Raw genomic sequence first — 17,192 nt, 5'->3', positions numbered from 1 at the left:
ATATATCACGAACCAATGAGAGGGCGAATTATGAAAAGGACATCACTACTACTTGGGTCTCTAATAGCGAGCGCTTACGCACAAGCGGCGCCATTTGATACGTGCCCAAGCCAAGCATACCTATTCCAATCAACCCCGGTTCAAATCTATGGCGTCAATTTGGTTACAGGCTCTACGACTCTTTTAGAGGACGACACAGGTTTGGCTTCGGGCATCAACGGTGTAGGCTTTAACTTCACTGACCGTTATATCTACGGCTACGACACCACAAACAAAAAGATTGTTCGTCTTGGTCAAGACTTCCAAGCAGAGACACTTAATGTTTCGGGTCTTCCTACCGACCACACGTTTTACGTAGGTGACGTTTACAACCACGTCTACTACTTGTACCGCAAAGGCAAAGGACTTTTCTCCATTGACCTTTCTCCGCTCGATTCTGATCCAAATGCGACATTGAGCATCGTGAAAATCAGCTCAACAGCGACTGTGAACCTAACCGACTTTGCATTCCATCCAGGTGATGGCTCCCTTTACGGCATCGACAACAACTCTGGTTTGCTATATCAGTTCAACCCATCAAATGGTAGCGCAACTGCGATAGGTGACACAGGTGAGAAAGGCACATTTGGTGCTGGCTACTTCGATGTAAACGGCAACTACTATGTGTCACGTAACCAAGATGGCAAAATCTATCGCGTTGACCTTTCGGAAGGTAAGGCAGCCAATATCGCAGCAGGTATCGTTCCTGCGGTTGAGTTTGTATCCAACGGTCCAAGCTCAAGCCAAAATGACGGTGCACGTTGTGCAAATGCTCCGGTGATTAACGAAGACGAGCCAATTGATTTCGGTGATGCTCCAGACAGCTACCACACAACACTTGCGTCAAACGGTCCTCGTCACGAAGTGGACGGTGTAACTTGGCTTGGTTCCGTCGCTCCAGATGGTGATGCCGACGGTCAAGCAAACGACAACTCTGTGGGCACAGCCGATGAAGATGGTGTTGGTTTTGTATCCGCACTTGATCCAGGCTTAAGCTCAATTGTGAATGTGACAGCTTCTACTTCTGGCTACCTATCAGCATGGTTTGACTGGAACCGCGATGGTGACTTTGATGATGAAGGCGAACAGGTCTTTACTGACCAATTACTGTCTGCGGGTAATAATCCCCTACCGTTTGTCGTTTCAACCGCTGCAACGGAAGGTTCAAGCTGGAGTCGATTCCGCTTTAGCCAACAAACCGGATTAAACTACGATGGTGGTTCGACATCTGGTGAGGTGGAAGATTACCCAATTACCATCACTGGTAATGGCTACTCAGTGGAATATTTCCCGAGTGCAGAAGATTACGCCACCGTGGCTTATGAAGATAATTGGCCATACACCGCAGACTACGACATGAACGATGTGGTCGTGAAATTCCGCATCACTGAAACCAGTCTTGCTGGTCATGTTGAGAATATTCAGATTACTGGCGACCTAGCGGCTTACGGCGCAAGTTACAAAAATGGCTTCGCAATCCGACTACCGGGTGTATTGAGAAGCTCGATTGAAAACGGATTAACGACGCTATCCTTCAATGGTGTAGAGCAAGCATCCAATGGCTTGGAAAGCATTTCTGATGAAGCCATTTTCATCATCAGTGAAGACTTAAGCACACACGCGGCGAGCAGCTGTAGCTACTTCCGTACCGAGTCTGGCTGTGATGATAACGTTTCACTCACCTTTACCTTGAATGTGTACTTCACTGAAGGATCTGACCGTTCAGCCATTCAAGCCATGCCATACGACCCGTTCATCTTTGCAACACCGGGCACTTACCATGGCGATGGTATTACCTTCCAGCCAGGTCGTAAATGGGAAGTTCACTTAGCAGACCAAGCACCAACTGAACAGTTTGATGACCAAAACCTCTTCGGTGTCGGAGTCGATGCAAGTGACCCAGCACAAGGTGTGTACTTCAAAACAGCAAACAACTTACCTTGGGCACTGTTGATAGTAGAAGATTGGGATTGGCCGCTAGAGCGTGTAGACATGGTCGATGCATACCCTCAATTCCAAACTTGGGCTGAGTCTGGTGGCGAACTAAGCACAGATTGGCACACCGCTCCAACACCTAACAAATGCTACATTCCATAGGGAGATAACATTATGAAAGCACTTATCACAATCATCATGGGATTAGCACTAACAGCTTGTGGCGGAGGCGGTGGCGGCGGAGGTGGTAACAGTACACCACCTTCACCAACCCAAACCACCATTGCAGAGGAAGAGACTACCCAACAGGAAGAAACAACTGAAGAAGAGACAACGGTAACAGTGGAAGATGCAACCATGCAGGATCTAGTAGTACCAGATGGCTTTAGCTACAACCCAGTGACGGAAGGTACGCTCAATGTAGACATCAGTGGTTTCTCTTCACAACGAGCACACCTAAGCGTGTACAAAGAGTTTGTCGAGAACAGTTCAGGTAACTACGATGCAAAATACCCAAGCAAAGTCGCATCGGTTCCACTCAACAATGGTACAGCAAATGTCGACTTTAATGTTTCTGATAGCCAAGGTAGCCTACTTGTTGAAATTTGGTTCTATGACGGTAGTGACCCAATTCAGAAAGTGATTACTTCTGGAGACAACACTTGGACCATGTAACTGGGTAAATCGAAAGCTGTCTTTCAGAACAAATCTTCAATCTTTAACTTAAAAATCGCATCGTTCTTTTGAACATGCGATTTTTTTGTTGTAAAACAGTAAGATTATCCACCTAGCAAACTAAAGACAATGCAAGCACTGATTAGTACTGATGAACTCAATAGCCTTCTCGGCCAACCTAACGTCAAGCTCCTCGACGCTAGTATTGCGTTTCAAATCCCTTCTGAAGGCAAAAAGATTCAAGATAAGTGGATTCCAAATACTTTACGCTTTGATTACGACAATGACTTTTGCTTACCCGGTTCTTCTCTGCCGCATATGATGCCAACAGAAGAAGGCTTCAACCAAAGTGCGAAACAACTCGGTTTGAACAACGAAGATTTGATTGTGGTTTACGACAACTCTGGCACTTTAGCCGCGCCAAGAGCTTGGTGGATGTTCAAAGCTATGGGACATGATAATGTTCGAGTCTTAAACGGCGGTCTTCCTGCTTGGATTGAAGCCGGATTTCCTGTCGAAAGTGCCCTATCGCAACCAAGCGAAAAAGGTAACTTTGCGGGTAAGCTCAATCAAAATGCCTTTTTGAGTGCACAAGATGTTCTTGCTCATTCCACCAATAAAAGTGCAAATATCATCGATGCCAGAGCCAAAGCACGCTTCCTTGGTGAAGTGCCTGAGCCACGAGAAGGTCTACGTAGTGGGCACATTCCAAATTCGGTTTGCTTACCGTTTCAAGAACTCTTAACCAACGGTCACATTAAACCAAATTCAGAGTTGCAACAGATATTTAGCGCACTAACGATAGATAGTGACACTTCAATTATTTTTAGTTGCGGCTCCGGTGTGACCGCATGCATTTTATTACTCGCGGCGTATCAAATTGGTCTGGACAATCTGTCGGTGTACGACGGTTCTTGGACCGAATGGGGTGCAGACCACTCTCTACCTATCGAGCGTTAAGACAAGTGTCTGTTTAACAAAGTATCTTACGTTTATCTAAAGATGATGTGTTCCAATATACTAAACGCAGCTTCTAAACCAAACTTGTCATTTCGAAATAGAAACTGGCTATGAGTGATTTGTCACCCCTCATAGCCTGACTACATCAAAAGCCGACTATTTCCGTTAGCGTTCAGATGTCGCGTTGCCGTGCATTTGCTCATCTAAGTTGAGCACGGTTAATGCGTTGCTAACGCTCGTGGCGATCACGTCTATCGCTCCAGTTCTTAATGCTCCGAGTAGAGCGAGTGGCTTGCTGTTCTCAGCTGCGATCGCAATGACTTCCGAGATCGGCCGAAACTCTTCAATACCAAGTCCAATTACTCGGTCACTCATTACCGTGTTCGCTACATTACCGTGAATATCAAAGAAGTCATAACCTGCAAAATCCCCTACCACACCTTGTTGAAGTCTCGACTGAACCACTTCATCAGGCGTAAACCAACCTAAGTCGACCATGTAACTGTTTTCGCTCATGTCACCAATACCAACCAAAGCGACATCGGCTTTACGTGCTAGGTCGAGCGTTTGTTTCACGGTTGCATTTTGCATAAAGGCCAACTTCTGTTCTCTGTTTTCTGCGTAAGCCGGCGCATAAAGTGTTTCAGAGGTCCCCCCATATTTCTTCGCCAACTGACGACAAATATGGTCGGCGTTATACATACCGCCACGCGGATGAATACCACCAATGCCACACACAAATTTACAATCACGCGGCGTAATAACACCAATATGGTGAGCGACAGACGACACGTTGCGCCCTTGTCCGACCGTCACCACCATGCCGTTTTTGAGCGTGCTAGTGAGATAATTGGACACCAATCCCGATACCTGTAGTCGTTGCGCTTCTTCATTCGGTTGATCAAGAGCAACAAGCGCGCGCTTAACGCCGAATCGCTCGATCAAACGTTGTTCGATCTTGGCGCTGAACACCGGATGGTATTTAACGGTAATTTCAACAATGCCTTCATCACGCGCCTGCTTGAGCATTCGCCCAACCTTTGCGCGTGATATGGCAAATTTTCTCGATATCTCTTCCTGAGTCGCACCGTCTTGATAATACGCGACGGAAATCTCTGTCAACAAATCCGTGTTTTCAATGGAAATATCTTGATTAGAACTGCTCATGGTTTCTCTCGCCCTTTAAGAGGATCGATATTGTATGCAATAAGTGAACATATGCTCATTGACTTAGCATATGTTCTTTATCAATTTAAACGCTACATTTGCTCATCGCAATAACATTTTCTCACTACAATTTTTTACCCTATTGGACAACGCTCAAGCTTTGAACAATAAGGGCAAACGTTTATTTGGGTTAACCACTAAACACACAGTAAAAAAACGTTGATGAAGTTCACTATAAGTCCATTTCAGCGATTGACTTTCAGCATAGATAGGATAAATATGAACACATCATTTACTCAGCTATCGATCAAATGTTCATAGCATTTGTTCGGTAACGAAATTTTCCGTAGTTGGCTGAGCAGATGTCTCATTAAATGCGATGAGACGGTTAGCTAACTCGCTTGCAAATGCACAAGCTGTGATAACAAAAATCACGCTTAAGCCCATTTAAATAGGATGATCGATTATGAGCAACAAGTTAGAGCAACTTCGTAAACTAACGACTGTAGTAGCAGACACTGGCGAAATTGATGCAATTAAAAAGTATCAGCCAGAAGACGCAACAACTAACCCTTCTCTTATCCTTAAAGCCGCTCAAATCGCAGAGTACGCACCTCTAATCGATGCTTCAATCGAATACGCTAAAGCACAGAGCAACGACAAAGCTCAACAAGTTCAAGACACTTGTGACATGCTTGCAGTAAACATCGGTAAAGAAATCCTAAAAACTATCCCAGGTCGTATCTCTACAGAAGTAGACGCTCGTCTATCTTACGATATGGAAGGCAGCGTAGCGAAAGCTCGTCAACTAGTGAAAATGTACAACGATGCTGGCATCACTAACGACCGTATCCTTATCAAACTGGCTTCAACTTGGGAAGGCATTCGCGCAGCTGAGATCCTAGAAAAAGAAGGCATCAACTGTAACCTAACGCTTCTATTCTCGTTCGCTCAAGCACGTGCTTGTGCAGAAGCGGGCGTATTCCTAATCTCGCCATTCGTTGGTCGTATCATGGACTGGTACAAAGCGAAAGAAGGCCGTGACTTCGAAGCTCAAGAAGACCCAGGCGTACTATCTGTAACTAAGATCTACAACTACTACAAAGAATACGGCTACAAAACTGTAGTTATGGGCGCAAGCTTCCGTAATATCGGTGAGATCTTAGAACTAGCTGGTTGTGACCGTCTAACTATCGCTCCTGCTCTACTTGCAGAACTAGAAGCAGCTGAAGGTGAAGTAGTTGAGAAACTAGTTGATTCTAAAGGCGCAGCTGAGCGTCCAGCACCAATGACTCACGCTGAATTCCTATGGGAACATAACCAAGACCCAATGGCTGTTGAGAAGCTGGCTGAAGGTATCCGCAACTTCGCCGTTGACCAAGGCAAACTAGAAGCGATGATCGAAGCTAAGCTTTAATTGCTTACCAAAAGCGAGTAGCCCGTCTACTCGCTTTTACCATCAGCACTATTTTCAAAAAATTCTATTTGAACTTGTTTCGGCGAGTTCCCTCTATTTAAATCAAATATCGAGAAGTAATCACTATGGATCGTAAACATCTAGCAAATGCAATCCGTGCGCTAAGCATGGATGGTGTTCAACAAGCTAACTCTGGTCACCCAGGTGCACCTATGGGTATGGCTGACATCGCTGAAGTTCTTTGGCGCTCTCATCTAAACCACAACCCATCAAACCCTGAGTGGGCAGACCGCGACCGTTTCGTACTGTCTAACGGCCACGGCTCAATGCTGATTTACTCTCTACTGCACCTTGCAGGTTACGAGTTGTCTATCGATGATCTGAAAAACTTCCGTCAGCTTCACTCTAAAACTCCTGGTCACCCAGAGTATGGTTACGCGCCAGGTATCGAGACCACAACGGGTCCGCTAGGTCAAGGCATCACTAACGCGGTTGGTATGGCTCTAGCTGAAAAAGCGCTAGCAGCACAGTTCAACAAAGAAGGCCACGACATCGTTGACCACTTCACTTACGTGTTCATGGGCGACGGCTGTCTGATGGAAGGTATTTCGCACGAGGCATGTTCTCTTGCAGGTACTCTAGGTCTAGGCAAGCTGATCGCGTTCTGGGATGACAACGGCATCTCTATCGACGGTCACGTTGAAGGTTGGTTCTCTGACGACACACCTAAGCGTTTCGAAGCTTACGGTTGGCACGTAATCCCTGCAGTCGATGGTCACGATGCTGACGCAATCAACGCAGCAATTGAAGCAGCGAAAGCGGATCCACGTCCTACACTTATCTGTACTAAGACTATCATCGGTTTTGGTTCACCAAACAAATCTGGTTCACACGATTGTCACGGTGCGCCACTAGGTGCAGAAGAAATCGCAGCAACACGCAAAGAACTAGGTTGGGAGCACGGTCCTTTTGAAATTCCGCAAGAAGTCTACGCAGAATGGTCAGCGAAAGAAACAGGCGCAGCTAAGGAAGCAGCGTGGAACGAGAAATTTGCAGCTTATGAAGCAGCGTACCCTGAGCTGGCAGCTGAATTTAAACGCCGCGTAAACGGTGAGCTTCCTGCACAGTGGGAAGAGAAAGCAAGCCAAATCATTGCTGATCTTCAAGCTAACCCAGCAAACATTGCATCACGTAAAGCGTCTCAAAATGCTCTAGAAGCATTTGGTGCTCTACTACCAGAGTTCATGGGTGGCTCTGCTGACCTAGCACCTTCTAACCTAACAATGTGGTCTGGTTCTAAGTCTCTAGAAGCAAGCGACTTCTCTGGTAACTACATCCACTACGGCGTACGTGAATTCGGTATGACAGCGATCATGAACGGTATCGCGCTACACGGTGGTTTCGTTCCTTACGGCGCAACATTCCTAATGTTCATGGAGTACGCACGTAACGCAATGCGTATGGCTGCGCTGATGAAAATTCAGAACATCCAAGTGTACACGCATGACTCTATCGGTCTTGGCGAAGATGGTCCAACTCACCAACCAGTTGAGCAAATGGCATCGCTACGCCTAACACCAAACATGAGCACATGGCGTCCATGTGACCAAGTTGAGTCCGCTGTAGCTTGGAAACTAGCGATTGAACGTAAAGATGCACCGACAGCACTTATCTTCTCTCGTCAAAACCTTGCGCAACAAGAGCGCACAGCAGAACAAGTAGCAGACATCGCGAAAGGTGCTTACATTCTGAAAGATTGCGAAGGCAAGCCTGAGCTAATCCTTATCGCAACAGGTTCTGAAGTTGAACTAGCAGTAGAAGCAGCAGCACAGCTAACTGCTGAAGGTAAGAAAGTACGCGTTGTTTCAATGCCATCAACAGACGCATTTGACAAACAAGACGCCGCTTACCGTGAAGCTGTACTGCCATCAGACGTAACAGCACGTATCGCAATTGAAGCAGGTATTGCTGACTTCTGGTACAAGTACGTAGGCTTTGACGGTCGCATCATCGGTATGACTTCATTCGGTGAATCTGCACCAGCTGGCGAACTATTCAAAATGTTTGGTTTCACAACTGAAAACGTAGTGAACACAGCAAAAGAGCTACTCGCGTAATTGCAGTAAAAAGATAGTCAGTTTTCTCTATTGCGAATGTGAAAACTGAAAAGCCCCACCAGCAATGGCGGGGCTTTCTTTATCTGGCTCCTATTCGCATAAACGCAGCCAGGGCATAAACATCACAACTTTCGTTACGACTATTTGTCTTCAAATCGAAGTGCGAGCTGATAGAAATCTTGTACTTGGTCTTTCAACTGTCGGCTATTTTGCTCAACTGAATGTGTTGCTGCCAAGTTTTGTTCTGCGGTCGAAGCGATAGAATGAATGTGCTGGTTTACATCACTAGATAGCTTTAACTGGTTATTCGCCGCTTCTGCTACATCAACCATCAGCCCACTCATGGTTTGCATCATCTGTTCAACTTCAGACAAACGCAACGCGCTTTGTTCTGCTACTTGAGAACAGGCATCGGTTTGCTCTTTGTTTGCCAGAATATCTTTCTGCCAACTTTGAATCGTTGCCAACATAGTGGAGATAGAAGCTTGGATTTGTTCAGTTGCATTGGATGTACGCCCAGAAAGCGCGCGGACCTCATCAGCTACAACAGCAAAACCACGACCTTGCTCCCCTGCCCTTGCTGCTTCAATCGCCGCGTTAAGTGCCAGTAAATTGGTTTGCTCTGCGATCCCACCAATCTCTTCCATCAAATGGTTCACCTTCTGCGCCTGATCACTCAGTTGATACGTCGTTTCCGTCGCTTTTTCAGCTTGAAGGCTTAATTGCGCTAGATTGGTGTGCGTTTGATCAATGGTCTCCTTCGCCATCAAGCATGACTTCAATGTATCATCAATCAACATATGGGCATCATTGGTACTCGAAGAAACCGAATTTGCCGACGACTCCACCTCTTGGGTAGCATCTCGCACACGATGAATATCGGTATTTTGCTGATTTAATGCAGCCGAGACTTCTGCCGTTGTTTGACTGAGCTCTTCGGCGCAATGCTGCAAAGGCAATGCGGAGTCAGTCATTCTTCCTAACACGGTTCGAATTCTTGCGGATAGCATTTTGATATGGAAATCGGCAATCGAAAATGCCGTGTTACCGGAATAGATCAAGCGACTTACGCTGTCATATTGCTTTTGTAACTTTTTAAGTTGCTGAGGTGTATCAATTAACTCTTGGCGGAATAACAGAGCCAGAACACTTGCAGGTAACGCACTTGCAAGCCAAGCCAACGGCCCTTCAACAGACAACGCATATGCGGTTGCAGGTGCGGTTAGTGCACCAAGTAGAATCGCATAGCGAATGGTTTCATTGATTTTCAACGACCAAGTTCGACCAGACTTCTCTGCAGCACGCATGCTTTTGTAGGCTTTTGTCGCAATATCAACCCACTCTCGCTTTGGTTTCACGCGCACTGATTGATACCCAACAACATGGTTGTCTTCGTAGATAGGGGTGACATAAGCATCAACCCAATAGTAACCGCCAGACTTAGTGGCATTCTTAACCATTCCACGCCAGGCTTTACCTTGTTTAAGGCGTGCCCACATGTCACCGAAAGCGGCTTTAGGCATATCATTATGACGAACTATATTGTGGTTCTGACCGACAAGTTCTTCGTGAGTGTATTCAGCAACGCGGCAAAAGGCTTCATTACAATATGTAATAACACCTTGTAAGTTCGTTGTTGAGACGAGTTCCTCAGACTCCCTCACGAGAGTTTCTTGAGCTTTATGAGAAATATTGGCTGACATAGACGAAACTTCTTTAGTTTTTATTGATTTTCGGCAAGATATATACAGGATTTTTATTTTTATTACAAAAAGTTAGATAAAAAGTCTTATCAAATCGACATTTTTATTGTGGGAATTCACATTATCGATAAAAACATAAAGAAGAGATTGTTGATTTGAGCTAATAAACAAACCCGACACGATCGGCCGGGTTATATATTAAGCCTTAATTAAGCGGTTTGTGATTCTGGCTTTTTATTCGTTTTTAACGCAAACATCGCGATAACGAGTAACACAAATGGAAGAACATACAAATTAAGATTCTGCCAACCTACGGTAGACTCAAGCCAACCAGATAGTAATGCGGTGATGGTGACACAACTGAACACGAAGAATTCATTAAACGCTTGAGCCTTGCTTCTGTTTTTCGCTTCATAGCTTTGACTAAACAGCCCGGTTGCTGCGATAAACATAAAGTTCCACCCTATTCCTAACAGGATTAAAGCAAGACTAAAATGCCAGATAGACACTCCATGTATATTAATTCCAATACAAGCAACAAATAGCAATCCACCCGCCAAAATCATATTCTTAGCGCCAAACCGTTCTATCAGACGGCCCGTGACAAACGCAGGTGCAAACATACCCAACACGTGCCATTCGATCACTCCCGCCGCTTTATCAAAATCAAAGCCACAACCAATCATCGCTAAAGGAGTTGCTGTCATTAAAATGTTCATCACCGCGTACGCAACCATTGCCGCGATAACTGCCAGCATGAAATTAGGTCGACGAATAATCAGTCTCAGCTTATCCGCCTTAGCGTGTAGCGCCTGCGTGTGTGCAGGTGGAAAACGAATGGTTTGTAGCACAACCAACGCGGTTATATAAAGCACGACAAGCACAGCAAATGCACTAATGTATAAGCCATCATCTGACCACTGCTGCGAGTACACGGCCAGATTAGGCCCAAGGATCGCCGCTAACACCCCACCCGCCATAGATATCGAAATCGCCCTATGCCTTGCCGACTCTTCACACACTTCAATGGCAGCAAACCTGTATAGAGTACCGAAACCTATACCAACACCAAGCAAAAACGTAGACATGCAGAACAGATAGAAGTTTTGTTGACTTAATGCATACGTCGCTAGACTAGCACCCAAAATGCCAATGACATTACCAAGGCTAAAACCAAGGCGACGCCCTAACTTGCCCATAATTAGCGACGCAGGAATTGTCGCGGCCATCAGTCCCAAAAACTGCAGTGCAACTGGTAATGTGATAAAACTTGATGACGGCGCAAGTGTTTTGCCAATAAGGGCAATAACAGATATGAGTAAAATATTCCCTGTCATTAATAAGGCTTGGCAGAGGGATAGAAGCCATACATTACGATTCAATTCCAAATTCCTTTTGGTTACAACGTATACAGATAACATATAGGAAAGCAGAAACAATAGAAAGATATGAGAGTAATTCTCAACAAAAAGAGCCAGAGGCATAGTACCTCTGGCTCTTCACTATTCACTTTTCGCTTTTAAAAAGTTTTTCTGTTGAGCTTACTTGTTGCGGCGCGCTTTTACTGCATCAGAAAGCTGACGAAGTACCGTTTCCGTATCTTCCCAACCAATACATGCATCAGTAATCGACTGACCATAAGTGGCAGCTTTACCATCCACTAAGTCTTGGCGACCTTCAACTAAATGAGACTCGATCATCACTCCAAAAATGGCTTCTTCGCCAGCAGAGATTTGCTCGGATACATCATCAGACACCAGCATTTGACGCTTGAACTGCTTCGAGCTGTTAGCATGGCTAAAATCAATCATCACTTTTTTCGGCAGACCTGCAGTGTCCAGCTCATCTTTAATTTGAGCTACATGTGCTGCACTGTAGTTTGGTTCTTTACCGCCACGTAGAATAATATGGCAGTCTGGATTACCAGCGGTTTCTACGATCGCGGAATGACCGTATTTTGTTACTGAAAGGAAGTGATGGGAAGCGCTTGCAGAACGAATCGCGTCGCTCGCTATTTTAATATTCCCGTCTGTACCGTTTTTGAAACCTACAGGACAAGAAAGACCAGAAGCTAGCTCGCGGTGAACCTGAGATTCTGTCGTACGAGCACCGATAGCGCCCCAACTGATCAAATCCGCCACGTACTGAGGTGTGATCATATCTAGGAATTCACTTGCCGTTGGCAAGCCCATATCGGTTAGATCAAGAAGAAGTTTACGTCCGATACGTAGACCATCATTTAGCTTATAGGTGTCATTTAAATAAGGGTCATTGATAAGGCCTTTCCAACCAACGGTCGTACGCGGCTTTTCAAAATAAACTCGCATAACAACCTCAAGCTGCTCGCCCAGTTCATCACGTAGTACTTTTAGCTTTTTGCCGTACTCAACCGCGGCAGCCGGATCGTGAATAGAACACGGGCCAACGATCACGAGTAATCGATCGTCTTTTCCTTCAAGAATATTGTGAATGGCGTTACGGCAATCAAAAGTGGTCGAAGAAGCGGTTTCAGTCGCTGGGAACTTCTCTAATACTGCAACAGGTGGCAATAACTCTTTTACTCTATTTATTCTTACATCATCAGTTTGAAACATTACTTCTACTTCCTGGTTTTATTTCCGACCCCATTTTTACCAACTGAACTCATTGCAACATTGTTCACAAAGCGAGCAGCATCAAGGGCTGTGGTCATTTTCTGTCTAGCGTTTAAGTAACTTATCGGCTTAGGCGTAGACTTGCAATCAGTTTTTGCAAATAAATGCAAATAAAAACCACCTGTTAACCACCGCGCACAATGTAAAGTAAAGTTTACGAAAAAAAGTTCAAAATAATCATCAATTTTCTTATGCACCAAAAAATCTTTACTACAATGTAAGAAATATCAGAAGTTTGTGAGGTATTTTTGGGTAGTAAATGTTGATCAAGTTCAAATATATTGTTGCTTGATATGAAATGATTAGAATATTAAACTAATTTCTTATAAACGCTGGTTTTTTCTAATTTTTTGATAAAACGAAGTAGAAGTTAATATGCAATCAATACAAGGAAACATTATGAACAAAGTAGCAATTGCAGTAGCAGCAGTGGTAGCTGGTAGTAGCGCGCTTTTAAACTCTGCTCAAGCTGAAATGTACATCGGGGGCAAAGTGGGCATGACTACACTTGACGACGCTTGCTATCTAAATAGCCCTTGTGATGATGAAGCGTTCGGTGCAGGACTACATATCGGTTATGACTTTACCGATATCATCGGGCTAGAGTACGGCGTAGACTTCTTAGGCGACTATGAAGGAAACTCTAGGTCAGGGGCTAATACGATTAATACGATTGACGGCAATCTAACGGCTTTAACACTTGCACCTAAATTCAACTGGCACTTAAACGACTCTTGGAATCTGTTTGCTAAGATCGGTGGTGCTTACATGATGTCTGATGACGAAACAGACTTTGTCCCAACAGGTTCTTTGGGTGCTGAATACTCGATCGATAGAAACTGGAGTGTTCGCGCTGAATACCAACGTTACCAAGACATGTCTGACGACGTGTGGGACGACATGGATGCTAACTTCTTTGGTATCGGTGTTAACTACAAATTCGCAGCAGCTCCAGTTGTTGCAGCAGTTGTAACGGAAGAAGTGATCGAGCCAGATCCAGAACCAGTGATGATGAGCAAGGTGCACAAAGAAGAGTACGGTACAGGTACGTTTGAATTCGATAGTGCTAAGTTAACAGAGTCCGTTTCTGAACGTCTGGACAACTTTGTTTCATTCTTGAACGAATATCCTCAAGCTCAAGTAGAGATTACTGGTTACACGGATAGCTCAGGCCCTGCGGCATACAACCAAAAACTGTCTGAGCGTCGTGCTCAATCTGTTGCTGATTACCTAACCGCAGCTGGCATTGGTTCAGATCGTTTGACAGTTAAAGGTATGGGTGAAGAAAACCCAGTTGCTGACAACAGCACTCGCGAAGGTCGTGAGAAAAACCGTCGCGTAGAAGTTGTGGTACCTTCATTTGAATACCAAGAGCTAGTTCAACCAGAATAAGCATCTATGATTCATGATCGATGATGTGGTAAAAATTAATGGGGTGCATTTGCACCCCATTTTGATCTCATATTAAGGGATATTGCCACTATGGTTTTGGGAAAAAGATCAACTCATTATCTTGCACCATAACGCAATCCATACCAGCGGCATGCGCCGCTCGTTTCCCCAGCTCAGTATCCTCGAACACAAGACACTGTGACGCCTCCAAGTCGAGTTGTTCCGCGGCCACCAAAAAGGTATCTGGAAAGGGTTTATGGTTCTCTACATCACTCGCGGTTACTACAACATCCAACTTGTCTAATAAACCTGCATGACTTAATAAGCGCATGGCACTTTCTCGTTGGCTGCCAGTCCCGACTGCAATTTTCTTATGGCCTAAATATTCCTCTAACACGATGTTCGTGCAAGGAATAACGTCACCATGAAGCTCCATAGCAGCGAATGTTTCCATTTTAAATGTCGCGACAGTTTTAGGATCTAATGAAAGCTCATGCACACGATTTAGTTCCTCAACAATTTTAAAGCTCGGCATCCCTCCTAAACTGTGAAACCACTCCTGACAAAACGGAAAATCAAAACGCTCAGCAGTTGCTTGCCAAGCTGCCAAGTGGGCTGGCATGGTATCGATTAGAGTACCATCCATATCAAATATGAATCCTTCATAGGGTCTAAAATCAATCGTGCTCATGTCTTTTCTTCTATTTGTGCATCTGTAATGTTAATTTATCAGCTCTTTCAATCGTCCTTACCGGCATTTACTTATCATGCTCAAAATTTCGAACTCCGTCACAATTCAAGAGTGGGAAATTCAATTATCCCCAATTAGAGCTCAAGGAAATGGTGGCCAGAACGTTAACAAGGTAGCGTCCGCTATACACCTGCGCTTTGATATCCGGCATTCAAGCTTACCTGACTTTTACAAAGAGCGATTACTTGCACTTTCTGATAGTCGTATAAGTAAAGATGGCGTGATCATCATCAAAGCGCAACAATTTCGGACACAAGAACAAAATAAGGAAGACGCCCTAAATCGGCTTCAAGCATTGATAAAAGCTGCCGCTTTACAGGAGAAGAAGCGTATTAAAACGAAACCAACCCGCGCTTCTCAACGCCGACGACTTGATACAAAAAACAAGCACGGAGCGAAAAAACAGCAACGTAAAAAAGTGCTGTATTAGTGCATGTCGTTTTCTCGACATGTTAGTTGAACAACGTTTGCTAGCCCTTGGAAATCTCATTGGATTTCTCTTTTTAGTTACTTATTCAGGAAACAACAATATGACTATTAGGCAAAAACTCTACTTCCTCGGAGTTATCGCCATTTTAGGCATCGTGGCCCTTTTGGGTACGTCATCCCATTTTGAAAATAAGAGCAATGACCTTAATCACGCCATCAAACTCGTTGGTGATCTAGAAATACGCTTACTCAACTTACGCAGAAATGAAAAAGATTTCCTACTACGTAGTAATGACAAATATCTAAATAAGTTTGACGCCAATGTTGACAAGTTTATAGACACAGAAAAAGAGCTTGCGAACATACTCAAGAGTAATGAATTACCTTCCAGTCAACAATTTAAGCAAGACTTGCTCGCATACCAAAGGGGCTTTCAGAATCTGGTCAGCGCTTACCAACTATACGGGCTTGATTCCAAGAGTGGGCTTCTCGCTGGTTACGAACAAGCACTATTAGAAGCAAAACAACGTTCAGACCACCAGCAGTTATTGGCATTAGTCCGTTTTGACTCTGCGGTAAAAGCAGGACTATTCAATAGTGACTTGCTTGAGGGGCAATATGCTCCGGAGCTTATCAAAACAGGTAAGCAATTGGCGGCCCAAAAGCAAGTTGTTGGGGTTGCTTATGACAAAGGCCTACTCGGTGAAACTCGCGCATTATCTCATGCCGTAGAAGAGCAATTTGAAACCTTTTCCACAGCCCTTAGCTCTGCTGCCGCACAACGTGATGAACAAATGTCGACCATCAAGCAGGTCATTACAGCTCTGATCTTAGTCGTTATTTTCGCATTGATTTGGCAAATTTCACGTTCAATCAATACGCGAGTGAATAGCTTACTTGGCACCATTCGAAGTATCAGCGAAACGAACAACATGGGACTTCGATCTGATTTGAAAGGTCAAGACGAGCTATTTGATATCAGTCATCACCTCAATGACCTATTGGATAAGCTTGAGCATCTAATTAGTAGTACCCAAGAAAAATCGGCGCAACTCACTGCAAGTACCGATAATATGCATCGTGAGTTAGAAGGCGTTATGGAGCAATTCCACACTCAAACTGACCACACTGCATCAATGGCGACGGCAGTTCAGCAAATGGTTGCCACAATAGGTGAAATCTCTGAAAGCACATCAGTTGCGGTAGAAGGCGTACATCAGGCAGCGAATAATGCCGAACAAGGTCGAGGAGTTGTTGAGGCGACGGTAACCAACATCGGTCAACTAACCACGATTTTATCAAACAGCCAGCAGTCGATTGGCTCGCTGAATCAGCATGTAGATAAAATTGGTGGTGCCGTGAACATCATCCAAGAAATAGCAGAGCAAACCAACCTACTAGCTCTCAACGCAGCAATTGAAGCCGCGCGAGCAGGCGAACAAGGCCGCGGGTTTGCAGTTGTTGCCGATGAAGTACGCGCCCTAGCTAGCCGAACTCATCAATCCACAGAGGAAATCACGCGAGTCGTTGCAGATATTCAAACTCAAATGTCTACAGTTGTTGCTGATATTGATCAATGTAACGATCAAGGGCAACAAACACTTAATGCTTCTGAAAAACTGGATTCTAGCCTGCAGCAGATCATCACTGACATGCATTCAATTCAAGGTAATTCGGAGCGCATAGCTTCAGCAATTGAAGAACAAGGTATCGTTATGAACCAAGTTAGCGGTTCAATCACCGAGCTAAACGCAATATCTGAGAATAACATGCAATCCGCTCAGGAATGCTTGCATGAAGTGAACTCTGTCTCTGCTCAAGCTCATGATATGGATGAAGCCGTTGCACAATTCAAAACTGCGCTAAAATAACCCTTTTCAAAATAGAAAGCCCGAGGCAATCATTGCTTCGGGCTTTTTTTCAATTGTCACTTCGTGCTTACTGCGCACTTCG

General features: G+C 44.7%; 13 protein-coding genes. 8 read left to right on the top strand and 5 right to left on the bottom strand.

Going from position 1 to position 17,192, the window contains the following annotated elements; translation table 11 throughout:
- Positions 1–30 precede the first annotated feature (30 nt).
- The 3 genes from UQW94_RS08010 to UQW94_RS08000 all read left to right on the top strand — a co-directional run bounded on the left by UQW94_RS08010 (position 31) and on the right by UQW94_RS08000 (position 3,609).
- Complete coding sequence (locus UQW94_RS08010; RefSeq protein WP_262592095.1) at positions 31–2,136, top strand: LruC domain-containing protein; 2,106 nt, start codon at positions 31–33, stop codon at positions 2,134–2,136.
- Between the two features lie 12 nt (positions 2,137–2,148).
- Complete coding sequence (locus UQW94_RS08005; RefSeq protein ID WP_130546363.1) at positions 2,149–2,649, top strand: hypothetical protein; 501 nt, start codon at positions 2,149–2,151, stop codon at positions 2,647–2,649.
- A gap of 129 nt (positions 2,650–2,778) precedes the next feature.
- Positions 2,779–3,609, top strand: coding sequence for a sulfurtransferase (locus tag UQW94_RS08000; RefSeq protein WP_042522665.1), 831 nt, complete (start codon positions 2,779–2,781; stop codon positions 3,607–3,609).
- A gap of 165 nt (positions 3,610–3,774) precedes the next feature.
- Here UQW94_RS08000 and UQW94_RS07995 read toward each other — a convergent pair whose 3' ends face one another.
- Positions 3,775–4,776 (bottom strand): sugar-binding transcriptional regulator, encoded by a 1,002-nt coding sequence (locus UQW94_RS07995; RefSeq protein ID WP_005387670.1) that lies wholly within the window; start codon positions 4,774–4,776, stop codon positions 3,775–3,777.
- A gap of 466 nt (positions 4,777–5,242) precedes the next feature.
- Between UQW94_RS07995 and tal the strand changes: the two genes are divergently transcribed.
- Positions 5,243–6,193 (top strand): transaldolase, encoded by a 951-nt coding sequence (gene tal, locus UQW94_RS07990; protein ID WP_005373488.1) that lies wholly within the window; start codon positions 5,243–5,245, stop codon positions 6,191–6,193.
- A gap of 125 nt (positions 6,194–6,318) precedes the next feature.
- Positions 6,319–8,310 carry a transketolase gene (tkt, locus tag UQW94_RS07985; protein ID WP_042522667.1) on the top strand — a complete coding sequence of 664 codons (1,992 nt, stop codon included), beginning with the start codon at positions 6,319–6,321 and terminating at the stop codon, positions 8,308–8,310.
- Between the two features lie 140 nt (positions 8,311–8,450).
- Here tkt and UQW94_RS07980 read toward each other — a convergent pair whose 3' ends face one another.
- From UQW94_RS07980 to aroG, 3 genes are all read right to left on the bottom strand, one after another.
- The gene (locus UQW94_RS07980) at positions 8,451–10,013 is read right to left on the bottom strand and encodes a methyl-accepting chemotaxis protein (RefSeq protein ID WP_005389027.1); all 1,563 of its coding nucleotides are present in this window, start codon (positions 10,011–10,013) and stop codon (positions 8,451–8,453) included.
- Positions 10,014–10,222: 209 nt separating this feature from the next.
- Positions 10,223–11,395, bottom strand: coding sequence for an MFS transporter (locus tag UQW94_RS07975; RefSeq protein ID WP_021035943.1), 1,173 nt, complete (start codon positions 11,393–11,395; stop codon positions 10,223–10,225).
- A gap of 159 nt (positions 11,396–11,554) precedes the next feature.
- Entirely contained in the window at positions 11,555–12,607 is a 1,053-nt protein-coding gene (gene aroG, locus UQW94_RS07970) for a 3-deoxy-7-phosphoheptulonate synthase AroG (RefSeq protein WP_017635200.1), read from the bottom strand.
- Positions 12,608–13,066: 459 nt separating this feature from the next.
- Here aroG and UQW94_RS07965 point away from each other — a divergent pair, with 459 nt between their 5' ends.
- Positions 13,067–14,059 carry an OmpA family protein gene (locus UQW94_RS07965; protein WP_005373499.1) on the top strand — a complete coding sequence of 331 codons (993 nt, stop codon included), beginning with the start codon at positions 13,067–13,069 and terminating at the stop codon, positions 14,057–14,059.
- A gap of 88 nt (positions 14,060–14,147) precedes the next feature.
- On the opposite strand, the gene UQW94_RS07960 is transcribed toward UQW94_RS07965, so the two are convergent.
- A complete protein-coding gene (locus tag UQW94_RS07960) occupies positions 14,148–14,750 on the bottom strand; it encodes a beta-phosphoglucomutase family hydrolase (protein ID WP_017819896.1) in 603 nt (200 codons plus the stop codon).
- A 76-nt stretch (positions 14,751–14,826) separates the two neighbouring features.
- Between UQW94_RS07960 and arfB the strand changes: the two genes are divergently transcribed.
- Both arfB and UQW94_RS07950 read left to right on the top strand, forming a co-directional pair.
- Positions 14,827–15,240 carry an alternative ribosome rescue aminoacyl-tRNA hydrolase ArfB gene (arfB, locus tag UQW94_RS07955; protein WP_017635196.1) on the top strand — a complete coding sequence of 138 codons (414 nt, stop codon included), beginning with the start codon at positions 14,827–14,829 and terminating at the stop codon, positions 15,238–15,240.
- A gap of 100 nt (positions 15,241–15,340) precedes the next feature.
- Complete coding sequence (locus UQW94_RS07950; protein WP_064354851.1) at positions 15,341–17,110, top strand: methyl-accepting chemotaxis protein; 1,770 nt, start codon at positions 15,341–15,343, stop codon at positions 17,108–17,110.
- The last annotated feature ends 82 nt before the right edge of the window (positions 17,111–17,192 follow it).

The organism is Vibrio sp. PBL-C16 (assembly GCF_034321865.1).
In the GTDB taxonomy this organism is placed as follows: Bacteria; Pseudomonadota; Gammaproteobacteria; order Enterobacterales; family Vibrionaceae; genus Vibrio; species Vibrio alginolyticus.
Note: the sequence above shows the minus strand (reverse complement) of the source record. Positions and strands in the feature narration are given on the sequence as shown.